Below are 20,196 nucleotides of genomic sequence, written 5' to 3'. Positions count from 1 at the left end.
ACGACTTCGTTTGCGTTGCTTGGCGTCTTTAAGATCGCTGCTGCTTCAGAAGTGGGGCGCATTCTATGGAGCACCCGGGGACCTGTCAACACCCATGTCGAAACTTTTTTTGGTTTTTTTCTTTTATAGTCAGGCACTTACAAAACTGGTGCTTTTTCGAACAGGCGCCCTATTCCACCTCATGTGACTGCGCCTGCATTTCGGTCAGGAATTTACGGATGCGCCTCGCGTTGGCCCCCAGGTCACTGATTCCGACCCGGGAACTGGAGCGGATATCCACCCGCGAGCCACCCTTCTCGGCGGACACCCTGACCACCACGTCATCACTGAATCCCAGCAAGCGGGTGCGGTCGACCGCCTCCAGATGCCCGCGCGCGGGCTGCAGGGACACTACCCGCCAGCCCAGGCTGTGGGCGACCGCAGCGGCAAGCCTGGTCGCCTTGTCTACCGGCATGGCCAGCTCCAGCGGATGGATATCCGCGTAGATATCTGCCTCCCGCTGCTCCCGGGCCACCGCTTCACCGCCATAGGTGGCGGAGTTATCGGTCTTCTTGCGCAGCGATAGCACCGCCTCGTACTTGGGCGGATTGCGCAGGTCGGTGGTGATATCGTGAATCCGCGGCACATCGAAATTGTCGCGGCCGACGGTCAGCAATGGCACCGCCACCGGCAGCAGGCCCAGTACCATCGCCCACAGCGCGTTGCGGCGGCTGTCCGGGTGGCGCTTTACCAGCCCCCACATGAACACCAGCATGCTCAACAGCGCCACGCCAACGGCCCCCAGGCCGGCGAACTTGAACACCTGAAACACCGGGCGGTAATCCATCAACCCCAGGCGCAAAGCCAGCCCGGCAATAAAGATGGCCGCCAGCAACAGCCACTGCACACGCAGCAGCCAGCGGCTCCAGTGACTCCAGCGCGTTGGCCGCATCAGCCGCCCTCCCCTTCGCCATGTTCATTGCTATCCTCGGGATCCAGCGTTACCGACAGGGAATTGACGCAATAGCGCAATCCGGTGTCGGTGGGGCCATCGGGGAATACATGCCCCAGATGACAGCCACAATTGGCACAGACGATTTCTGTACGCTGCATTCCGAGACTGTTGTCCTGGTGCTCTTCCACCACCCCCTCCCGGGCTTCAGCGTCGAAACTGGGCCAGCCACAGCCGGCGTCGAACTTGGACTCCGACTCGAACAGCACTTCGCCGCAACAGCGACAGCGGTAGGCGCCGTCTTCAAACGTATTCCAGTGCTCGCCACTGAACGGGCGCTCGGTGCCCCCCTCGCGGCAAACGTGAAATTCTTCCGGCGTGAGCTTGTCGCGCCAGTAGTTATCGTCTTTTTCTTTTGACATACTCTCCTTCCTGTTTCCACTCAGCTCCTGTAGGACCGAAGGTGTGGAGCGGCCGCGATAGGATTCCCCGTCTCTCCCAGCCCGTTCGCCCTACAACAGTGCCCCGAGGATTAGCACAGCCATCATGAATGAGTTCCACAAATCGGAAAAGCTGCACGGCGTCTGTTATGAAATTCGCGGCCCGGTGATGGCGCAGGCCAACCGCATGGAAGAGGAAGGCCACCGCATTCTGAAACTGAATATCGGCAACCCGGCCCCCTTCGGTTTCGACGCCCCGGACGAAATCCTCCAGGATGTGATTCAAAATCTGGCCCACGCGCAGGGCTATGTGGAATCCAAAGGCCTGTTCGCGGCACGCAAGGCAATCATGCAGGAGTGCCAGCTGCTCGGCATTCCCGGCGTGGACATTGACGATATCTATCTCGGCAATGGTGTCTCCGAGCTGATCACCATGGCCACCCAGGCGCTGCTGAACACCGGCGACGAACTGCTGCTGCCGATGCCCAACTACCCGCTGTGGATGGCGGCGACCAACCTCACCGGCGCCAACCCAGTACTCTACCGCTGCGACGAGCAGGCCGACTGGCTGCCGGATATCGACGATATCAAGGCCAAGATTACGCCCCGCACCCGCGGTATTGTAGTCATCAACCCCAATAACCCCACCGGCGCCGTCTACCCGCGCGCGCTGCTGGAGGAGATTGTCGAGCTCGCACGCCAGCACAACCTGGTGATCTTCGCCGACGAGATCTACAGCAAGATCCTCTACGACGACGCCGAATTCACCCCCATGGCCAAGCTGGCCGACGACGTGCTGTGCCTGAGTTTCAATGGCCTGTCGAAATCCTACCGGCTGGCGGGTTTCCGCTCCGGCTGGATGATTGTCAGCGGCGCCAAGCACCGCGCGCGCGGCTTTATCGAGGGCATGGATATCCTCTCGTCCATGCGCCTGTGCGGCAATGTGCCGGCCATGTTCGCCGTGCAGACGGCGCTCGGCGGCTACCAGAGTATCAACGACCTGGTACTGCCCGGCGGCCGCCTGCGCCAGCAGCGCGACCTGGCCTGCGGCATGCTGAACGACATTCCCGGCGTCAGCTGCGTCAAGCCCAGCGGCGCCATCTACCTGTTCCCGAAACTGCACCTGGATCACCACAGGATAGAAAACGACGAGAAACTGGTGCTGGATTTTCTGCGCCAGGAAAAGATCCTGCTGGTGCAGGGCAGCGCCTTCCACTGGGACGCGCCCGACCACCTGCGCATCGTGTTCCTGCCCCGCGCGGACGACCTGGCCCACGCGGTCGCCCGCCTGGGCGAATTCCTCGAACGCTACTCACAATAAAACGGACAAGACCGACTGCAGACATGCTGGACGACCTGCACATCAACGACTTCTACCGCGACGCCGGCCGCACGCTGCTGGCGCTGTTCAACCAGTTCCCGGCGCCGGCCACGGTATATGTGGAGGATATCGCCGGCCCGGACACGCCGGACGAGTTCGGCCTGCACTCACCGCGCCACCTGGCCTGCCTCGGCGCCATCAGCTGGCTCAAACAGAGCGGCTACATCCACTTCACCCAGCTGGTGCGCCAGGAAGCGGTGGAAGAAGCGGTGCTGAGCCACCGCGGCTTTCTGTTGCTGGTGGGCAAGAACGACGCTGGCGAGAGCAGTGCGCACAGGCTCAACGAAGCGGTGCGCAACGGCTCCTCGCCGCAGCTGCAGGAATTGATGGAAGGATTGATGCAGCGGTTTGCTGCCTTGTAGCCTGGCGGGCCTTTCGGCCCGCGCAGGCGGACACAAGGTCCGCCCCTACGGATCTGATTTTGAACTGTTGATCACCTGCAGTGCCTACAGCGCTACGTGAGCGCTGAAATTCCTTTTTTCTCTGCACACATTCTGTAGGGGCGAACCTTGTGTTCGCCCGGCCAGATCACCGGCACTATCATGCCTACAGACACTTACCGCCGAAACCGCACATGCAACATCTTCAACGCCGCATCCGGGTCCTGGTCGGGGAAATCCGGACTCTGCGGCAATCGCGCGACCACCTCAAAGCGGATATCCGCCTCCTCGATCAGCGCGCGGAAATGCGCTTCGCTGTGGCGCGGTGAGTTCATCACCACCAGCACTTCGGCCTCGTCCGCCAGGCACGCCGGCAGCAGTTTCAGCAGCTTGCCGTAATTCTCACTGACATCGAAGCGCCCCTTCTGGCGCGTGGGCGGGTCCACCACCGCCAGCTGAAACGGACCGCGGCGGTCAAAGCGCTTGAACTCGCGCAGCGCGTCCAGCTGCAGGAACTTGATGCCCTTCAAGGGCAGATCATTGGCCTGGTGGTTTTCGCGGCCGCGGTTCAGCACGCCGCGGTTCACATCGATATTGGTCACTTCCAGCTCGCCGGCGGCGCGCGCCACGACCGAAAACGCGCAGGTAAACGCGAACAGGTTCAAAAGCTTCAGGTTTTCGCACTCGGCGTGCGCGCGCACCTGCTGCTCCAGCCATTGGCGCCCCGGCTCGATATCGAGGAAGAAACCCACATTCTGCCGCTCGAACGTGAGCGGAAAACGCAGCGCGCCGCGGCGCGCGTGCGGCTCGGCCACCGGCGCGCCACAGGGCCAGGTAATCGGCGCGCCGGGCTGGTAGCGGCGCTGTACCGCGACACCGGTATAACCGCGCGGCTCGACCAGCGCCCACAGCTGTGCAGCCAGCTGTTCCTCGCCGGCATACTCCTCGAACAGGGTCACCAGCAGCGCCGGGTAGAAGCGATCCACACACACCTGCTCCAGCCCGGGAAAAGTGCGGCCGCGGCCGTGAAACAGGCGGCGGCTGTCATGGTTGTCGCCGTCGCGTTCGAGCTTGCTTTGCACCTGCTGTAGCAGGCCACTCCAGTCTGTCGACATCTTCGTTTACAAATCCCCGTTGCTGAGCGGATACAGGATGGCATCGCGATAGCCGGTGACTACGCGAATAAAACCGCTCCATTGTGCATCGAGCTCGGCATCGCCGCTGTCTACCAGCAGCGGGCGACCGCCGAGCTCGGTCATTTTGGTTTTGGTGGCGACCACGATCAGGTTGTCGCGGCCCACCGCGCGCAGCACCGTTGGCGAAAACTGCTGGTTGCCGCGGCCGATCAGGTGTCCCTGACCGCCGATGGCGGTGAGGATGATTTTCGCCGGACCGTCGTGTGCGGCGATCGCCTGTTCGATCTCCCGCGCACCCACGTCCGTCGCCGTCAGTGCGCCATCCCGCAGCAGGTCGACGCCGAGCAGCGTCCCCTCGCACCCCAACTCGTTCAATACCGCCAGCGTGGTGGAGCCGGGGCCGACGATATAGAGGGTGTCCGGTTCCAGGTCCTCGACCACCTTCGCGGCGATATCGGCCACGGCCAGCTCCTCCACTTCGCGCCCGGCATTTTTTACCGCCTGCACAAAGTGGCCCTCCTCCGGCACCAGTAGCTCGCCGTAGTAGCGGGTACTCACCCGCCCCTCGCGGAAGGACTTTTCGTCGATATCACGCACCTCGTGCTCACGCAGGTCCACCAGCTCGCCGGCCAGCAGCCGCCGCAGCACTTCACCAGCGGCTTTGGGCGAAATGGCGAAACAGGCGGAGTGCATCTTCACTCCGGCGGGAATACCCAGTACCGGGCATTCGCCACCCAGTGCGTTGACCATATTGCGTGCGGTGCCGTCGCCACCGACGAACACAATCAGGTCGGCGCCGGCGGCGCGGATCGCCGCGGCGGCGCGCTCGCTGTCTGCCGGTGTCGATGGTTCCGAGGCAGCTTCGCCGACGACCCGGGTGCGCAGGCCGCACTCTTCGGCAACCAGCGCCCCCATACTGCCGCCGAAACAGAGGATCTCCAGCTGACCGGCAAAGGGTTGCAGGGCCGCCAGGGCCACGGCCGCGCGCTGCTGCGCCTGCGGCTCGACGCCGGCCGCCAGCGCCTGCTCCACCGTGTCGGCGCCGTCGCTGCCCTTGAGTCCCGCCGGGCCGCCGACGCCGGCCCAGGGATTGACGATCAGTCCGAGTTTCTTGATGTTCACTGCAACCCCAGCGCGGCCAGCTGCTGCCGCAACGCTGTGTCCAACGTGGTGGCGTCGAGCGAATAGTGGGAGAGCTCCAGCCGTTCCGGATATTCGCGCCGCAGCCGGTCGAAGGCCTGCGCCATCGGCTGCGCGCCTGTGGCAGCTTCGCGCAGGCGGCGGTCGTCGGCGCGGGGATCATAGATCTGCAGCAGCAGCTCGGCCATCGCGGCGAACGCAGTCGGCGCGACCGTCGGCCGCGACAGCAGTTCGGTCCGCCCGCTCTTAACACCGCCACCGGCCGCCGCGTCGCTGTGATCGGGCAGTGACAGCGCCGCCGACAGTGCCGCGCGGATCATGCGCGTGCCGGCCAGCTTGCCATCGAGGCTGTAGCCGGCGATGTGCGGCGTGCCGAGATCGACCAGTTCGAGCAATCCGGTGTCGATATCCGGCTCGTTTTCCCACACGTCGAGTACGGTGGTAAAGCGCTTGCCGGCACGCAAAAGGTCGCGCAGCGCCGTGCAGTCCACCACCGCGCCGCGGCCGGCGCTGATCAGCGTGGCGTCGTCTTTAATCTGTTCCAACTGTGCGCGGCCAATCAGATGGCGGCTCGGATGCGGGCCGTCTTTTACCAGCGGCGCGTGCAGGCAGATCACATCCTGCGCCAGCACCGTTGCCAGGGCGGCGGCATCCGGATTGTCCGGCAGCCAGGGGTCGTAGATGGCGCAGTCGATGTCGAGCGCATGCAGACGCTGCTGCAACAGGCCGCCGACATTGCCACAGCCGACAATACCGAAGGACTTGCCGCGCCAGTCGATGTCCAGCGCCGCCAGTGCACAGAACACATACTCGACCACCGAGTTGGCATTGCAGCCGGGCGCGGCGCTCCAAGGAATGCCCTGCGCCTCCAGCCAGCCGGTATCCAGGTGGTCGGTGCCGATGGTGCAGCTGCCGACAAAGCGCACCGGGGTGCCGGCCAGCAGCGCGGCGTTGACGCGGGTCACCGAGCGCACCAGCAGTACGTCGGCATCCAGCAGCTGTTCGCGCTGCAGGTTGCGCCCCGGCACCCGCACCAGGGTGCCGAGATCACCGAAGTAGTCCTCCAGCGCCGGGATATTCTCGTCGGCGACAATTCTCAATCCGGACACGGTCACTCCACCTCCAGGGTTAGCGGGCTCAGCACCCGCTCGATTTTAGCTTTCAGGCCGCCGATGCCGAATTCGTCCGCCAGCGCCTGCGCGACATCGATGTCCGCACCGCGCCAGTCGAGGTCCTCGGCGGCGATGGCCAGGTCCACGTCCTCGTGCAGCCGGGCCAGCTGCTTGGCCAGCGCAATCTGCCCGGCATATTCGGCCAGCTTGGTCGCCAGCCCCTTGGCGCCGCGCAGCGGCAGGCCGGCGACCCGCGCGGGATCGGCGAGCAGATCCTCCACGTTAGGGAATGCTGCCAGCAGTCCCGCGGCAGTCTTGGGACCGACCCCAGGCACGCCGGGAATATCGTCACTGGTGTCACCGACCAGAGCCAGAAAATCGGCGATCTGGCGCGGCTCGACACCGAACTTGCCGCGAATCGCCGCGGCATCCAGATGTTTGTCGGCGGCCCCGCCCCCTGCAAAGTCGCACAGGGATACCGCACCGCGGTCCAGCAGTTGGCCCAGGTCCTTGTCGCGACTGACGATCACCGGGCCCAGATCCACGCACAGCCGCGTCAACGCGGCGAGAATGTCGTCCGCCTCGAAGCGCTCGCTGGTGTAGCTGGCGATCCCCAGCGCCTCGGCCATCTCGCGGCAGGCTGCCAGCTGGTAGGCCAGCGCCTCGTCCGGCAATGCGCGGCTGCACTTGTAGTCCGGGTAGAGTTCGTTGCGGAAACAGCTGCCCAGGGATTCGTCAAAGGCGCAGGCAATACGCCGCGGACGGCGCGCCAGCAGGTCGAGCAGGAAGTTGCTGAAACCGTATACCGCCTCGGTGTCATAGCCGCTGCGGCTACTCCAGTTGGGCGGCAGGGCAAAGTAGTAGCGGAAGATATAGATGGACGCGTCCACCAGCAGCGGCGCGCGCGGATCGAGGGCCACTGCGGTCACGCGAGGTCCGCCCGCTGGTAGAGATCGGCACAGAGCGGATCGGGGCGCTCGAACTCCCGCGCCAGCGCCAGAGCGAAGGCGCGCGCGCGGGCGTTGACACCGTCGCGGCAGTAGCGGCGCACCTGGCGCCAGATGGTCTCCTTGAACGCATCGCTGGGGCCGAAGTCACTGCCCAGGTTGTCGGCACTGACCCGGAAGCGCAGGCCGCAGGCCCGCGCGAACAGCCATTCCAGCGCCTGGGGCCTGACCTCTACCCGCTCGAACTCGGCTTGCTGGGCGGCGGAGCGTCCGTCCGGTGCATACCAGTAGCCGTAATCCGGCAGCTGGCGCCGGGCCTCACCGGCCACACACCAGTGCGCCGCCTCGTGCAGGGCGCTGGCGGGGTAATCACGGGTAAATTCCACCCGGTGATAGGGGTACTCGTGCCCGGCCGGCCGGTAGTAGGGCTCCTCGAAGCCGCCGACAAGACGCGTATTCAGGTCGGCACTGAAACAGCGATCGAAAACCGCGGCAATGCGCGCACTCGAGGGGCTGGCGACAGCTTCGGGGTCTACACAGGGCTGGGCAGACAAGGGGCTCTCCAGGGTTCAGCAAGGGCCGGATTGCAACGGCGGCCGGGGTTCCGCAAAGGCGCGGACTATAGCAACGCCACCGATAAGATCAAAGTCATGCAAAACCACGGCAGAGATAACCAACACATCTAAGGCGCCAGTTGTATTTCGGTAAATCAGCATATACCTTTACAGACAGGGATTCCGGCAAGGGCCAACCCGAAACCGGTCTCCCGCAGGGGGGAATAAGCAGTCAAACGCCCTCCTGCCCCAGTCTTCGTCCAGACAACTGGCACCCGCGGTAAGCACCATTCGTCTGGGTGGAGGCGGTCCACAACCGGCCCTGCAAGGAGGTGCTCCATGACCGACCACAGTATCAGCAACGTGGTTGACCTCTTCACCGGCGAGCCGATCGAAACTTCTGCGAGCAGGCGCTTTATCCGCCTGTCGCCGGAGCTAGACGGCTTGGAAATGCTCTACTCCAACAGCTCCAGCGGTTCCGATCTCTACAGTCTCAAAATCCTGTGTTGGGGCCTCAAAGCCAACGGCGAGATCGTCGGCCTGGTCCCCTGGCTCAACAACATCGTTCCCTGCCCGGATATCAAGGATCCCCTCGATGGGCGTTTCGAGGGTTACTACGACCCGGGTATCGAGGAAATCTTCCACGAACCCCCGATCCACAAGATCGTCGAACTGGAAACTGCAGCAGAATATTTCGAATACGAAAGTAACAAGGCCGAGGAAGTTTTACAGGAAATCCCCGATACCATCGGCACCCACGCGGTGTTTATGGACGAGCAGCGCGAGAACCTGACCCTGACCGAAGTCGTCAGTTGGCGACTGCACGCCAGTGGTGAGATCCACGGCATGCTGATCGACCACGACAGCGTCGTTACCACGCCGGTATTACCGGGCGACCTGTGCCTCTACCCGGCCCAGGAAGCGCAGGATTTTCGCTACTTCTTCCAGCACCATATCGCCAACAAGATCAAGTCAGAGGATCCTGAGGCGCTGGCCGCAATTGCGGCGCTGGTGACGTCACCGTAAGCGAGGCGGGGCGGCTGCGAGTACGGCGGCCGCCCCCAGCCTCGGTGTCGCCTACACGCTGGGGGAAACAGGGTTGGCCCGGGACGGCAACTCAGCCCTCGCCCTTGCGGATCCAGAAATGGAATTCATCGTCCGCTTCGGCGTGTTGCACCAGCTCGTAACCGAGAAACTGGCAGAACTTGGGTACGTCCCGCTGGGTGGAGGGATCAGTCGCGAGCAGCTGCAGCACCTCGCCGGGGGCCAGCTTGCGCACGGCGGCATGCAGCATCATGACGGGTTCCGGGCACAGCAGGCCGCGGGCATCGAGGGTATGTTCAGACTTCATGGCGCCATTGTCCGGCTTTTCCTCTCGACCGTCACCTGCAACTTTGCCTGACCAGTCGGCCAAAATACCGCATTGCCGATATTTCGACCGCCATACCAGTCGCGCTAGAATCGACGCAGTGACTGGTAATTCAAGAGTATCGGTAATTCAAGAGTAAAAGATGATTTACGTATTGATTGAAAGGGAAATCGCCGCGGACAAAATGACAGCCTACGAAGAGGCCGCGCGCAAGCTGCTCAACAATGCCTACCGCACCGTGGGATTTGTCGACGGCCAGACCTACACCGAAAAAGACAACCCGCTGCGCCGCTTTACCCTGTCCAAGTGGCAGACCGTCGACCAGTGGGAGCACTGGTACACCAGCGAGGAGCGCCGCGCCCAGCTGGCCCAGCTGAGCCCGATGCTCGCCGACGAAGAGCGCATTACGATCCTGCAAACGGCAGAATAAACCCCGCCGCGGCATCCACCGCACTCTGCCAGTGCTCGGCCCGGGTGTGGCCGCTGGCGCGCCGCGGCTTCAGGTCGTGATCGCCGTCCTCCAGCCACGCCCACTGAATGTCCTCTGGCAGCTGGTAGCTGTCCACTTCCGCGCGATTGCCGAGCGGATCGCGACTGCCCTGCACGATCAGCGTCGGGCACGCCAGCGTGTACAGGTGCTCGGTACGCAACCGCTCCGGCTTGCCGCGCGGATGGAACGGGTAGCCGAAGCACACCAGCCCCTGCACCGCACCACTCATATGCAGCTCCCGCGCCAGCAGGCTGGCGGCGCGGCCGCCCATGGATTTGCCGCCGATAAACAGCGGCAGCGCATCAGCGGTAAAGCGCTCGACTTCGCCGCGAAACGCGTCCAGCAGCTGCGGCACCGGGTTCGGCGGGCGGCGCGATCCGCCGTGGCGCCGCTCGGCCATATACGGAAACTCGAAGCGCACCACCTCGATACCCGCGGCACACAGGCCGGCGCTGATGGCGGCCATAAAGTCGCTGTCCATCGGCGCGCCGGCACCGTGCGCGAACAGGAAGCGCGCCCGCGGCGCGGCTGCGGGGCTATCGACGAGATGCTCAGGCATCGTCGGGCAGGTCCTCTGCCAGCAGCAGATTGACCGACTGCTCGCTCTCCTCGAACCAGATCACCACTTCGCCGGATTGCAGCTGGCGGCGCAGACTGGCGACCTTGTCCGCGAGGCTTACCTCGCGCTCACCGTAATCGGTGCCGTCGCGGGTGGCGTACTCCTCGAGCAGGTTCTGCAGGGTTTCGGAATCGAGCTGGTGGTGGGGGATGCGCATACTTCTGTGACTTCGAAAGGTAGAAAATCGGGTGGCCGGAGGCAGGCATTCTACGCTCCGGCCGGCCGAGCGGCTATTTTGTCGCGGGCTTGCTGAACAGCAGGGTCATGCGGTCGCTCTCGCCGATGGCCTGGTACTTGCCCTTGTCCTCGTCGCCGAGCGCCAGTGTCGGCGGCAGGGTCCAGACGCCTTTCGGGTGCTTGGCGGTGTCTTTCGGGTTGGCGTTGATCTCACTGGTCTTCTCCAGTTTGAAACCCGCCTTCTCCGCCAGCGCGATCAGATAGTCCTGGCTCACGTAGCCGCTTTTGATCATATCCTCGCGGCTGGTGCCCGGCTTGGCGCGGTGCTCCACCACGCCCAGCACACCACCGGGTTTCAATGCGGCGTAAAACTGCTTGAAGGCGTTCTCCTCATTGCCACTGGACATCCAGTTGTGCACGTTGCGGAACGTCAGCACCGCGTCGGCGGAAGCCGCCGGGGCAATCTCGCTGCCGCCGGCGGGGTCGAATTCGGTGAGCTTGACCTTGCCGTAGTCCGCCTGGTCCGCGGCCAGCTTCTTCTCGAAGCGCTGGCGGGACTTGCGGTAGTAATCGGACTGGGTATCTGCGGGGAAATGCGCCGCGTAGAAGGTACCCTTGTCGCGCAGGTAAGGCGCGAGAATTTCGGTGTACCAGCCGCCGCCCGGCCAGATTTCCACCACGCTCATATCCGGGCGAATACCCATAAATTCCAGCGTCTGCGCCGGATGCCGGTACTGGTCGCGCGCCGCGTTGGCTTTCTCGCGCTGGTCGCCCTTGAGCACGGTGTCGAGATCCGCGGCCTGCGCCGTGCCGGCAAATACCGCGGTGGCGGCCAGAACCGCCAGTAGATTCCTGAATTTCATAGACACTCCCGGTTGTTATCGTTTGATGGTCGGTTATAGCTTTGCTTCTACGCTGGTGATTTTATCCTGCAGCGATTGTTCGCGATCGGTACGGGTCCCCAGTTTCAGGCTGGTGCTGATCCGCGGCGCGCCCATGGCGTGCACCCGTTCATGGCAGCGCTTGACGGCCGCCATGACGTCGTCCCACTCGCCCTCGATGTTGGTGCCATAGGCATGCAGCGAGTGCGCAAGTCCGGCCTCTTCCAGCACGCGCTGGCACTCCGCCACATAGTCCGCCACCGAAACTCCAACCCCGATCGGAATCACGCACAGGTCCGCGTGTACTTTCATATTGCACCCTCTTGCTCCGTCCGACATTGCACCGCCCGACGTTATCCGCCCAGCGCGACAAAAATAACGGCTTTTCGACCAGTCGCCGCTGTTATCAGACAGACCGCCAGTCGCTACAATTCATTTAATCGTAATCGGACTCTCTGGAGCAAAGGATTTCCCCATGCAGCAGCACCTCGTAATATCCCTGATCAGCGACGACAAACCCGGTATCGTGGAGAAATTGTCCGCCGCAGTGGCGGAAAACAGCGGCAACTGGGAAGACAGCCGCATGGCTCATTTCGCCGGCAAGTTCGCCGGCATCCTGCGGGTCAGCGTGCCCAGCGACCACAGTCAGGGGCTGCGCGACGCGCTCGGCGCGCTGGCCGGCGCCGGCTATAAGCTGCAGATCGAGGAGGCCCAGGCGGTCGCCGCCGGGCCCCAGCAGACCCTGCAACTGAAACTGGTGGGCAACGACCGGCCCGGCATCGTGCGCGAACTCTCCCGCGCCCTGGCCGCACGCGCCATCAACATGGAACAGCTGGATACCGGCTACAGCAGCACCCCGTGGAGCGGCGAGCCGCTGTTCACCGCCACCTGCACCGTCGCCGTGGCCGGCGATATGGATCTCGACGGCCTGCGCGACGAACTGGACGAAATCGCCGACGAGCTGGGGGTGGAGATCGACTGCGAAGCAGCCGCCCCCGCCGCCTGAGCGCCACTTGCGTCCCACTGACGCCGCACTTGGGCCCGGTGTCATCTGCCGGCCAGTTGTGAAATAATCCGCGCCGACCGGGCGGGGCGCAGCTCCCGCCCTCAATCCGTGGCCGCAACACCGCTGCCGGCCTCCCCAGATTCAAGCCGATGTTCAAGATCGTTCTCTACCAACCGGAAATCGCCCCCAATACCGGCAATATCATCCGCCTCTGTGCCAATACCGGCGCCGAGCTGCACCTGATCGAGCCGCTGGGCTTCGCTATGGACGACAAGCGCCTGCGCCGTGCGGGGCTGGACTACAGCGAGTACAGCCGCGTGGTGCGCCACCGCGACTGGCCGGCATTCGTGGAGGCCGAGCAACCGGCGCGCGTGCTGGCGCTATCGACCAAGGGCCAGCGCAGCCACGCCGATTTTGGCTTCCGCCCCGACGATGCCATCGTCTTCGGCCCCGAGACCCGCGGCCTGCCGGCGGAATTTCTCACCAGTGTCGGCGACAGCCACACGCTGCGTATTCCCATGCTGGGGCAGAGCCGCAGCATGAACCTGTCCAACGCCGTGGCGGTGGTGGTCTACGAAGCCTGGCGGCAACTGGATTTCGCCGGCGCCCAATAACCCGAATGACAAATACCATGCTTGCACCCATCGGACTGTTTTACGGTTCCAGCACCTGCTACACCGAAATGGCCGCGGAGAAGATCCGCGCGCAGATTGGCGCCGAGTGGATCGATCTGCACAATGTGGCCGAAGACGACATCAGCCTGGCGGAACAATACGATTTTCTGCTGTTCGGCATCCCCACCTGGGACTATGGCGAACTGCAGGAAGACTGGGAAAATATCTGGGACGAGCTGGCGCAGCTGAACCTGCAGGGCAAGACCGTGGCGCTGTTCGGCCTCGGCGACCAGGAGGGCTACCCGCAGTGGTTCCAGGATGCGCTCGGCTACCTGCACGCGCAGCTGCTCGCCTGCGGCGCCCGCACAGTGGGCTATTGGCCCGCCGCCGGCTACGAATTCGAGCAATCCAAGGGGCTGACCGACGACGGCAGTCAGTTCGTCGGCCTGGCGCTGGATGAGGAAAACGAGTTCGATCTCAGCGAAGAGCGCATCGCGCAGTGGTGTGCCCAGGTGATGCGCGAGTTCGGACTGGACCAATAGACCGCAGCGCCGTGAGCGACAAACACCCCCACGCGGATATCGAGTGGCGCGACGACGGCCAGCCGCTGTCGCGCGCCTTCGACGACATCTACTTCTCCACTGCCTCCGGGCTCGAAGAGAGCCGCTACGTCTTCCTGCAGCAGAACGATCTGCCGAGCCGCTGGGCGGCGCTGGCCGACGGCGACACCTTCACCATCGGCGAGACCGGTTTCGGCACCGGCCTCAATTTCCTCGCTGCGCGCGAACTCTGGCAACAGACGGCACCGGCCGGCGCACACCTGCACTTCGTCTCGGTGGAGAAATACCCGCTGCAGCGACGGGATCTGCAACAGGCATTGGCGCTGTGGCCACAGCTGCAGCCCTACTCGGAGCAGCTGCTGCAGCACTACCCGCCGCTACTGGCCGCCGGCGTACACCGGCTGCAGTTTGGCCGGGTGCGCCTGACGCTGGTGATCGGCGAGGCCAGCGCCGCCTTGCGCGCACTGCGCCTGGAAGGCGAACGCGATCGCAGCATCGACGCCTGGTTTCTGGACGGCTTCGCCCCGGCCAAGAACCCGGCCATGTGGAGCGACGCGCTGTTCGACAATATTGCCGCGCTCAGCAAACCCGGTGCCAGCTTCGCCACCTTCACCTGCGCCGGCATCGTCAAGCGCGGCCTCAAGGGCGCCGGCTTTGCGCTGCACAAAGTGCCCGGTTTCGGCCGCAAACGCGAGATGCTGCGCGGGCAGCTGCAACAGCCACAGCCACAGCCACAGCGGCCAGAATATTCCACCACGCCCTGGCACCTGCCAGCGCCACAAGCCACGCCGGGCACGGTCGCCGTCATCGGTGCCGGTATCGCCGGCGCCAGCGCCGCCCGCGCGCTGGCGCAGCGCGGTTACCGCGTCAGCGTATTCGAGCGGGGCGCCGCGCCCGGCAGCGGCGCCTCCGGCAACGATCAGGGTATCCTCTACGCCAAGCTGTCGCCCAAGCCGGGACCGAATGGCGACTACAACCTGCACGCACTGCTGTTTGCACTGCGCTATTACCGCGACCAGTGCCCGCAGGCGATCCATTTTTGCGGCCTGTTGCAGCTGGCGCAGACGGACAAGGAACAGCAGCTGCAACAACAGGTAGCCGAGACGCTGGCGCATCACCGCGCCGATGCACTGGCGCGCGCGGTCAGCGCCGCGGAAGCCGGAAAAATTGCCGGTCTGCCGCTGCCCTGCGGCGGCCTCTATTTCCCCGGCGCCGGCTGGCTGCAGCCGGCACAGGTTTGCGCGGCGCTGCTGCAGCACGACAATATCCAGCTGCACTGCCACACCGGGATCGATGCGCTGACCGAGACAGACAACGGCTGGTGCCTGCACACCGCCGACGGCGATGCTCACAACGCCGATGCCACCGTCCTCTGTACCGCCAACGAAATCCGCACTTTTGCCCAGACCTCGCCGCTGCCACTGCGCCCCATCCGCGGCCAGGTCAGCGGCGCCGCCGCCGGCGAGCAGTCGCGCAGACTGAAAACCGTGCTGTGTGGCGAGGGCTATATCACCCCGGCCTGCAGCGACCACCACAGCTTCGGCGCCACTTTCAAGCTGAAAGACACCGACACCGATCTGCGCGAACAGGAACAGCGGGAAAACCTGCACACCCTGGCCGAGTTATTGCCGGGCGTGGCCGCGGAGTTTTCCGCACAGCGCCTCAGCGGCCGCGCCGCCGTGCGCGCCGCCACGCCGGATTACCTGCCGATGGCCGGACCGGTGCCGGACTGGGAATCGCTGGCACAGACCTACGCCGACCTGCGCAAAAACCGCAAGGCGCTGATCCCCGCGCGCGCGGCCTATCGGCCAAATCTGTATGTACTCGGGGGCATGGGCTCACGCGGCTTTACCTACGCGCCGCTGGCGGCGGAGCTGGTGGCCGCGTGGATCAGTGGGGAGGTGTTGCCGGTATCGGCGGAACTCGCCAAAGCGCTGCATCCGGCGCGCTTTGCGATTCGGGACCTGGGACGAAACCGCGGCGGTTGAGTGGTCGGGCGAACACGAGGTTCACTCCGGCCGCCCCACGCATTGGCGGCCCCTTCGGCCCTACAGATCGGCTATTGCGGGCATTCCCGGCAAACTCGCTATCGCCACTGCGAGGCACTCAAGCGGATAAAGACAATGCGGTTTCTTCCGTAGGGGCAGACCTTGTGTCCGCCCAGCGCCAGCGAAAAAGAAACTACTCAGCCGCCGGCGCCAGCAGGTTACCGCTGCCGGAGCCGCAGGCAACGATGGATTTCATCGCCGCTTCCACAGTGACACCCGGCAGTATCTCCACACAGTCCGCCGGCACGTGATAGACAAACCCGGAGGTGGGCACCGGCGCGGTGGGCACATACACAGTGAAATCGCCGTTGTCGTGACGCGAAGTGACGATAGCGGTGACCGACAGCGGGTTGGCGGCGCCGTGAATCCTCACCCGCGCCACCGGGCCGGACAGGACGCCCTCGCCGGTGCCGCTGCCGATAAACTGCAGCACCAGGTCCTTGATCGTGTTGTAACCCGGCGCCAGCCGGCCCAGCCAGTGATCCAGGTGGCGGTGCAGCCAGCGCCCCACGCTGGTCTTGACCAGCAGGCCGATCAGGAAGCAGCTGCCCAGAATCAGCGCTATCACCATCAGCCGGGCGAGGGTATCCTTGAACTGCGTGTGGGCTTCCAGCCAGATGACGACCGGCGCCACCAGTTCGCTCACCTGGCCAAACAGCCACTGGAACAACAAAATAAAGATGGCGATGGGCAATACCACCGCCAGGCCCCCCAACAGGGTCAATGTGATAAACGCTTTTACTCTGGTCATAACCGTTCTAATGCAAAAATTCCGATTACTGCTGCCCGCCCTGCTCGCTCTCACTAGCGCCGCCTGCACTACCGCTGCGGCAATGCCGGATACTCCCTATCGCAAACTCGACGAGCGCCGCCGCGCAGACGACCACTTTACCCAGGGGCTGATCTTCGACGGCAAGCACTGGTGGGAGAGCAGCGGGCTCTACGGCCGCTCGTGGCTGGCGGAGTATACCGATCCCGGCGCCAATCCCCTAAGGCGCAAGTGGCTGGCTGCGAACCGGTTCGCAGAGGGGCTGGCCGCGCACGGCGATAAGCTCTACCTGCTGACCTACAAAGCCGGCGAAGTACAGATCTTCCGCCGCAAGGACCTGTCGCCACTCGGCACCAGGCATTACAGCGGCGAGGGCTGGGGCCTGACCAGCGATGGCAAGCAGCTGATTATGAGTAACGGCAGCGACGAGCTGACGTTCCGCGACCCGGATACCTTCGCGGTTACCCGCCGCCTCAAGGTACACGGCGGCGGCGAGGACTGGAGCAAGCTGAACGAACTGGAATACGTGCACGGGCTGATCTGGGCCAATATCTGGATGGATACCCGCATCATCGCCATCGATCCGCACAGCGGTGCCGTGCGCGGACAGATCGACCTGGCTGCGCTGGCACCCAAGTCCAACGACCCGGATGAAGTCGCCAACGGCATCGCCTGGGACGAGGCCCGCAACGGGCTCTGGGTGACGGGCAAGTACTGGCCGATGCTGTACCTGATCCGGCCGCAGGGACTGGGTTTCAAAGACTAGAGAGCTGAAGGGTGCGCTACGCGCACCATCGGGGATGTCGGTGGGCCCGGCCCGGGCTAGCCGCGGTAGTAATCGATCACCGTGAGTACGCCGCCACCGCGCACCCGCTCCAGCGCCGCGCCGGAGATCTGCAGGCGGAAGCCGTGGTGCTGGCGCTGCAGCACCACCCCGTCGGTGCGGTCGGCGCCACTGTAGAGCATGGCACTGTGGCCGTTTTCCCCCACCCACTGCACCCCCTCCACCTTCTGCATCCCGGGCAGGTCGAGGGTCAGGGTTTTCAGGTCTTGAGGCAGTGGCTGCAGCGTCACACGGGCAATACCGGTAGCGGTCGCCAGGGAGAAAGCCAGTTGGTGTTCGGGTGCCGGTTGCCAGCCGAGGTGGGTGTCCGCCAGCGCGGACTGGACCAGGGTCCGGGGTGCCGTAGTGCCGCATCCTGCGAGACATGTCAGGCCCACAATCAACAGCAGAGACATCGTTATTGAAGCGCGCATCGCCTTTTCCATTTGCCTGCGTCTGTGGTGTTGCGATTATAGCCCGTCAACGTCACCACAGAACCAATTACGCGACAATGTTGTGAGTGACTACTGATGTCAACGAGCAGATTGACGCCACCTTGTCGGAGATAAGGGAAACGACCCTATCGCCTGATCCCGCCCGCTGCCTGCACTCTCCGGTGCCGGACTCCCTGACTCCGGGATCAATCCCGGCCACAGCGATTGCGACCAAGCCTGCCGCGGCGGTCACGCAGTGATTGGCGGCGATGCCGGCTGCGAGCGCCGGATTGCACTCCCACAACCGGCGCCCGACCCGCGCGGCGGGTTTTGCGCAGCAAATTGCGCCAGCAGCCGGGGCCCCGTGGGGTATACTCCGCGCCATGAGTGAACAAGTCCCACAGCTTCAGCAAGACCCGCAACAGATCCTCGAACACGTCTTCGGCTACAGCGCCTTCCGCGGCCCCCAGCAGGCGGTGATTGACACCCTGGTCAGCGGGCGCGACGCCCTGGTACTGATGCCCACCGGCGGCGGCAAGTCCCTGTGTTACCAGATCCCGGCACTGGCGCGCCCCGGCTGCGGCGTGGTGATCTCGCCGCTGATCGCGCTGATGCAGGACCAGGTGGAGGCGCTGCAGGCAGCCGGCGTGCGCGCCGCCTTCCTGAACTCGTCGCTGCCGTTCAATGAAGTCCAGGATATCGAGACCGCGCTGCTGCACGGCGAGCTGGACCTGCTCTACCTGGCGCCGGAGCGGCTGCTGCAGCCGCGCACACTGGAGCTCTTGACCCGGATCGAACTGTCCCTGTTTGCCATCGACGAGGCTCACTGCGTGTCCCAGTGGGGCCACGACTTCCGCGCCGACTACCTGCACCTGAACTGCCTGCACGAGCAGTTCCCGCGGGTACCGCGCATCGCCCTGACCGCCACCGCCGACCAGCGCACCCGCGGCGAGATCGCCCAGCGCCTGGACCTCGAGCAGGCGGAGCACTTCGTCAGCAGCTTCGACCGCCCCAATATCCAGTACCGCATCGCACAGAAGAACAACCCGCGTCGCCAGCTGCTGCAGTTCCTGCGCGATGAACAGCAGGACAACGCCGGTATCGTCTACTGCCTGTCGCGCGCCAAGGTGGAGAACACCGCGGAGTGGCTGTGCCAGCAGGGGTTCAATGCCCTGCCCTACCACGCCGGCCTGCCCGCCCAGATGCGCGCCGAACACCAGCGCCGCTTCCTGCGCGAAGACGGCGTCATCGTCGTGGCCACTATCGCTTTCGGCATGGGCATCGACAAACCGGATGTGCGCTTTGTCGCTCACCTGGACCTGCCCAAGAGTGTCGAGGCCTACTACCAGGAAACCGGCCGCGCTGGCCGCGATGGCGAAGCCTCCACCGCGTTGCTGCTGTATGGCCTCGAAGATGTGGTCAAGCTCGGCCAGATGGCCGCCATGTCCGAGGGCAGCGAGGAGCACAAGCGCCAGGAGCGCAATCGCCTGAATGCCATGCTCGGCCTGTGCGAGATCACCAGCTGCCGCCGGCAGGCGCTGCTGCGTTACTTCGCCGAAGAGCAACTCGAGCCCTGCGGCAACTGCGACACCTGCCTGGAACCGCCGCAGACCTGGGACGGCACCCAGGCCGCAACCAAGTTGTTGTCCTGCGTCTACCGCACCGGCCAGCGCTTCGGCGCCTCCCACGTCATCGATGTACTGCGCGGCTCCGAGAATGAGAAGGTGCTGAAATTCAATCATCACCAGGTCAGCACCTACGGTATCGGCCGCGAGCTGTCCGCCAACGAATGGAAAGGCGTGGTGCGCCAGCTGGTGGTGCGCGGTTATCTCGAAGTGGAAGGCGAATTCCAGGGCCTGCGCCTGACGGAGGCCTGCCGTCCGCTGCTACGCGGAGAGGAATCCATCGAACTGCGCAAGCTGCCGCCGAAGGCCCGCGGCGAGCGCGGCGAAAGCCGCCGCGACAGTGTGGCCGCCGATATCGATCCCGCCGACGAACCCCTGTGGCAGGCCCTGCGCGGCTGCCGCAAACAACTTGCCGACGACAACGGCGTACCGCCCTACGTCATTTTCCACGACGCCACGCTGCGCGGCATGGTGCAGGCCAAACCACAAACGCCGGATCAACTGCTGGCGGTTTCCGGTGTCGGCGACAGCAAGCTCGAGCGCTTCGGTGAGGCGTTCCTTACCGTATTGCGCGAGTCGCAGGCTGCGCCTGTCGAAGAATAGTAATCTCCGGCTCGGCTGGCGGACTCCAAATCACAAACGGCCCGCGCGGGCGAACCCAAGGTTCGTCCCTACAGGTCGGCCCTTTGTGGTTAGTTTCGATTGCAGCACTTGCGCAGCGCTTTGAGCACAGGAACGAACAGAATCGCAATGCGGCCAC

24 protein-coding genes are annotated in these 20,196 nt (G+C 64.4%); 10 read left to right on the top strand and 14 right to left on the bottom strand.

Annotation, left to right across the window (positions count from 1 at the left end; genetic code table 11):
* Positions 1-169: 169 nt before the first annotated feature.
* Both ABDK11_RS07015 and msrB read right to left on the bottom strand, forming a co-directional pair.
* Entirely contained in the window at positions 170-931 is a 762-nt protein-coding gene (locus tag ABDK11_RS07015; protein WP_346839586.1) for a DUF1499 domain-containing protein, read from the bottom strand.
* Entirely contained in the window at positions 931-1,353 is a 423-nt protein-coding gene (gene msrB, locus ABDK11_RS07010; protein WP_346839585.1) for a peptide-methionine (R)-S-oxide reductase MsrB, read from the bottom strand. The genes ABDK11_RS07015 and msrB overlap by 1 nt, the downstream gene beginning before the upstream one ends.
* A gap of 124 nt (positions 1,354-1,477) precedes the next feature.
* Between msrB and ABDK11_RS07005 the strand changes: the two genes are divergently transcribed.
* Together ABDK11_RS07005 and ABDK11_RS07000 are read left to right on the top strand one after the other, a co-directional pair.
* Positions 1,478-2,692 carry a pyridoxal phosphate-dependent aminotransferase gene (locus ABDK11_RS07005; RefSeq protein ID WP_346839584.1) on the top strand — a complete coding sequence of 405 codons (1,215 nt, stop codon included), beginning with the start codon at positions 1,478-1,480 and terminating at the stop codon, positions 2,690-2,692.
* 23 nt (positions 2,693-2,715) lie between these two features.
* Entirely contained in the window at positions 2,716-3,114 is a 399-nt protein-coding gene (locus ABDK11_RS07000; RefSeq protein WP_346839583.1) for a hypothetical protein, read from the top strand.
* Positions 3,115-3,308: 194 nt separating this feature from the next.
* On the opposite strand, the gene ABDK11_RS06995 is transcribed toward ABDK11_RS07000, so the two are convergent.
* From ABDK11_RS06995 to ABDK11_RS06975, 5 genes are read right to left on the bottom strand one after another with little or no spacing between them, the layout of a single operon-like run.
* Positions 3,309-4,247, bottom strand: coding sequence for a class I SAM-dependent methyltransferase (locus ABDK11_RS06995; protein WP_346839582.1), 939 nt, complete (start codon positions 4,245-4,247; stop codon positions 3,309-3,311).
* Between the two features lie 6 nt (positions 4,248-4,253).
* Positions 4,254-5,390, bottom strand: coding sequence for an ATP-NAD kinase family protein (locus tag ABDK11_RS06990; protein WP_346839581.1), 1,137 nt, complete (start codon positions 5,388-5,390; stop codon positions 4,254-4,256).
* Positions 5,387-6,517: a 4-phosphoerythronate dehydrogenase gene (locus ABDK11_RS06985; protein ID WP_346839580.1), complete on the bottom strand. Its 1,131-nt coding sequence runs from the start codon at positions 6,515-6,517 to the stop codon at positions 5,387-5,389. The genes ABDK11_RS06990 and ABDK11_RS06985 overlap by 4 nt, the downstream gene beginning before the upstream one ends.
* A gap of 2 nt (positions 6,518-6,519) precedes the next feature.
* Positions 6,520-7,449: a 5'-3' exonuclease H3TH domain-containing protein gene (locus tag ABDK11_RS06980; RefSeq protein WP_346839579.1), complete on the bottom strand. Its 930-nt coding sequence runs from the start codon at positions 7,447-7,449 to the stop codon at positions 6,520-6,522.
* Complete coding sequence (locus tag ABDK11_RS06975) at positions 7,446-8,021, bottom strand: elongation factor P hydroxylase (RefSeq protein ID WP_346839578.1); 576 nt, start codon at positions 8,019-8,021, stop codon at positions 7,446-7,448. The genes ABDK11_RS06980 and ABDK11_RS06975 overlap by 4 nt, the downstream gene beginning before the upstream one ends.
* 339 nt (positions 8,022-8,360) lie before the next feature.
* Here ABDK11_RS06975 and ABDK11_RS06970 point away from each other — a divergent pair, with 339 nt between their 5' ends.
* On the top strand, positions 8,361-9,047 hold the full coding sequence (locus ABDK11_RS06970) for a hypothetical protein (RefSeq protein WP_346839577.1): 687 nt from the start codon (positions 8,361-8,363) through the stop codon (positions 9,045-9,047).
* A gap of 91 nt (positions 9,048-9,138) precedes the next feature.
* Here the strand turns inward: ABDK11_RS06970 and tusA are convergent, their stop codons facing one another.
* Positions 9,139-9,372, bottom strand: a complete 234-nt coding sequence (tusA, locus tag ABDK11_RS06965; RefSeq protein WP_346839576.1) for a sulfurtransferase TusA — start codon at positions 9,370-9,372, stop codon at positions 9,139-9,141.
* Positions 9,373-9,532: 160 nt separating this feature from the next.
* Between tusA and ABDK11_RS06960 the strand changes: the two genes are divergently transcribed.
* Complete coding sequence (locus ABDK11_RS06960) at positions 9,533-9,820, top strand: antibiotic biosynthesis monooxygenase (RefSeq protein WP_346839575.1); 288 nt, start codon at positions 9,533-9,535, stop codon at positions 9,818-9,820.
* Here ABDK11_RS06960 and ABDK11_RS06955 read toward each other — a convergent pair.
* The 4 genes from ABDK11_RS06955 to ABDK11_RS06940 all read right to left on the bottom strand — a co-directional run bounded on the left by ABDK11_RS06955 (position 9,795) and on the right by ABDK11_RS06940 (position 11,869).
* A complete protein-coding gene (locus ABDK11_RS06955; protein WP_346839574.1) occupies positions 9,795-10,439 on the bottom strand; it encodes an alpha/beta family hydrolase in 645 nt (214 codons plus the stop codon). The two genes, ABDK11_RS06960 and ABDK11_RS06955, sit on opposite strands and share 26 nt — an antisense overlap.
* Positions 10,432-10,656 (bottom strand): YheU family protein, encoded by a 225-nt coding sequence (locus ABDK11_RS06950; RefSeq protein WP_346839573.1) that lies wholly within the window; start codon positions 10,654-10,656, stop codon positions 10,432-10,434. Before ABDK11_RS06950 ends, ABDK11_RS06955 begins: the two co-directional genes overlap by 8 nt.
* Positions 10,657-10,729: 73 nt before the next feature.
* Complete coding sequence (locus tag ABDK11_RS06945) at positions 10,730-11,539, bottom strand: methyltransferase (protein WP_346839572.1); 810 nt, start codon at positions 11,537-11,539, stop codon at positions 10,730-10,732.
* A 33-nt stretch (positions 11,540-11,572) separates the two neighbouring features.
* A complete protein-coding gene (locus ABDK11_RS06940; RefSeq protein ID WP_346839571.1) occupies positions 11,573-11,869 on the bottom strand; it encodes an MTH1187 family thiamine-binding protein in 297 nt (98 codons plus the stop codon).
* A 163-nt stretch (positions 11,870-12,032) separates the two neighbouring features.
* Here ABDK11_RS06940 and ABDK11_RS06935 point away from each other — a divergent pair, with 163 nt between their 5' ends.
* From ABDK11_RS06935 to mnmC, 4 genes are all read left to right on the top strand, one after another.
* Entirely contained in the window at positions 12,033-12,563 is a 531-nt protein-coding gene (locus ABDK11_RS06935) for an ACT domain-containing protein (RefSeq protein WP_346839570.1), read from the top strand.
* Between the two features lie 149 nt (positions 12,564-12,712).
* Complete coding sequence (gene trmL, locus ABDK11_RS06930; protein ID WP_346839569.1) at positions 12,713-13,177, top strand: tRNA (uridine(34)/cytosine(34)/5-carboxymethylaminomethyluridine(34)-2'-O)-methyltransferase TrmL; 465 nt, start codon at positions 12,713-12,715, stop codon at positions 13,175-13,177.
* Between the two features lie 5 nt (positions 13,178-13,182).
* Positions 13,183-13,719 (top strand): flavodoxin FldB, encoded by a 537-nt coding sequence (fldB, locus tag ABDK11_RS06925; RefSeq protein WP_346839568.1) that lies wholly within the window; start codon positions 13,183-13,185, stop codon positions 13,717-13,719.
* Between the two features lie 11 nt (positions 13,720-13,730).
* Complete coding sequence (gene mnmC / locus ABDK11_RS06920; protein ID WP_346839567.1) at positions 13,731-15,725, top strand: bifunctional tRNA (5-methylaminomethyl-2-thiouridine)(34)-methyltransferase MnmD/FAD-dependent 5-carboxymethylaminomethyl-2-thiouridine(34) oxidoreductase MnmC; 1,995 nt, start codon at positions 13,731-13,733, stop codon at positions 15,723-15,725.
* A 193-nt stretch (positions 15,726-15,918) separates the two neighbouring features.
* On the opposite strand, the gene ABDK11_RS06915 is transcribed toward mnmC, so the two are convergent.
* The gene (locus ABDK11_RS06915) at positions 15,919-16,536 is read right to left on the bottom strand and encodes a DUF502 domain-containing protein (RefSeq protein WP_346839566.1); all 618 of its coding nucleotides are present in this window, start codon (positions 16,534-16,536) and stop codon (positions 15,919-15,921) included.
* Positions 16,537-16,546: 10 nt separating this feature from the next.
* Here ABDK11_RS06915 and ABDK11_RS06910 point away from each other — a divergent pair, with 10 nt between their 5' ends.
* Positions 16,547-17,320 carry a glutaminyl-peptide cyclotransferase gene (locus ABDK11_RS06910; RefSeq protein WP_346839565.1) on the top strand — a complete coding sequence of 258 codons (774 nt, stop codon included), beginning with the start codon at positions 16,547-16,549 and terminating at the stop codon, positions 17,318-17,320.
* 56 nt (positions 17,321-17,376) lie between these two features.
* Here the strand turns inward: ABDK11_RS06910 and ABDK11_RS06905 are convergent, their stop codons facing one another.
* A complete protein-coding gene (locus tag ABDK11_RS06905) occupies positions 17,377-17,811 on the bottom strand; it encodes a hypothetical protein (RefSeq protein WP_346839564.1) in 435 nt (144 codons plus the stop codon).
* A 383-nt stretch (positions 17,812-18,194) separates the two neighbouring features.
* Between ABDK11_RS06905 and recQ the strand changes: the two genes are divergently transcribed.
* A complete protein-coding gene (gene recQ / locus ABDK11_RS06900) occupies positions 18,195-20,039 on the top strand; it encodes a DNA helicase RecQ (RefSeq protein WP_346839563.1) in 1,845 nt (614 codons plus the stop codon).
* The last annotated feature ends 157 nt before the right edge of the window (positions 20,040-20,196 follow it).

The sequence above is a fragment of the Microbulbifer sp. SAOS-129_SWC genome (assembly GCF_039696035.1).
Classification (GTDB): Bacteria; Pseudomonadota; Gammaproteobacteria; order Pseudomonadales; family Cellvibrionaceae; genus Microbulbifer.
The sequence above is the reverse complement of the archived record's forward strand: the minus strand, read 5'-3'. Positions and strand labels throughout refer to the sequence as shown.

Coding starts and splice junctions, on each gene's coding strand:
- ABDK11_RS07015 (WP_346839586.1), bottom strand. CDS start 931: ATGCGGCCAACGCGCTGGAGTCACTGGAGCCGCTGGCTGCTGCGTGTG.
- msrB (WP_346839585.1), bottom strand. CDS start 1,353: ATGTCAAAAGAAAAAGACGATAACTACTGGCGCGACAAGCTCACGCCG.
- ABDK11_RS07005 (WP_346839584.1), top strand. CDS start 1,478: ATGAATGAGTTCCACAAATCGGAAAAGCTGCACGGCGTCTGTTATGAA.
- ABDK11_RS07000 (WP_346839583.1), top strand. CDS start 2,716: ATGCTGGACGACCTGCACATCAACGACTTCTACCGCGACGCCGGCCGC.
- ABDK11_RS06995 (WP_346839582.1), bottom strand. CDS start 4,247: ATGTCGACAGACTGGAGTGGCCTGCTACAGCAGGTGCAAAGCAAGCTC.
- ABDK11_RS06970 (WP_346839577.1), top strand. CDS start 8,361: ATGACCGACCACAGTATCAGCAACGTGGTTGACCTCTTCACCGGCGAG.
- tusA (WP_346839576.1), bottom strand. CDS start 9,372: ATGAAGTCTGAACATACCCTCGATGCCCGCGGCCTGCTGTGCCCGGAA.
- ABDK11_RS06960 (WP_346839575.1), top strand. CDS start 9,533: ATGATTTACGTATTGATTGAAAGGGAAATCGCCGCGGACAAAATGACA.
- ABDK11_RS06955 (WP_346839574.1), bottom strand. CDS start 10,439: ATGCCTGAGCATCTCGTCGATAGCCCCGCAGCCGCGCCGCGGGCGCGC.
- ABDK11_RS06950 (WP_346839573.1), bottom strand. CDS start 10,656: ATGCGCATCCCCCACCACCAGCTCGATTCCGAAACCCTGCAGAACCTG.
- ABDK11_RS06945 (WP_346839572.1), bottom strand. CDS start 11,539: ATGAAATTCAGGAATCTACTGGCGGTTCTGGCCGCCACCGCGGTATTT.
- ABDK11_RS06940 (WP_346839571.1), bottom strand. CDS start 11,869: ATGAAAGTACACGCGGACCTGTGCGTGATTCCGATCGGGGTTGGAGTT.
- ABDK11_RS06935 (WP_346839570.1), top strand. CDS start 12,033: ATGCAGCAGCACCTCGTAATATCCCTGATCAGCGACGACAAACCCGGT.
- trmL (WP_346839569.1), top strand. CDS start 12,713: ATGTTCAAGATCGTTCTCTACCAACCGGAAATCGCCCCCAATACCGGC.
- fldB (WP_346839568.1), top strand. CDS start 13,183: ATGACAAATACCATGCTTGCACCCATCGGACTGTTTTACGGTTCCAGC.
- ABDK11_RS06915 (WP_346839566.1), bottom strand. CDS start 16,536: ATGACCAGAGTAAAAGCGTTTATCACATTGACCCTGTTGGGGGGCCTG.
- ABDK11_RS06910 (WP_346839565.1), top strand. CDS start 16,547: ATGCAAAAATTCCGATTACTGCTGCCCGCCCTGCTCGCTCTCACTAGC.
- ABDK11_RS06905 (WP_346839564.1), bottom strand. CDS start 17,811: ATGCGCGCTTCAATAACGATGTCTCTGCTGTTGATTGTGGGCCTGACA.
- recQ (WP_346839563.1), top strand. CDS start 18,195: ATGAGTGAACAAGTCCCACAGCTTCAGCAAGACCCGCAACAGATCCTC.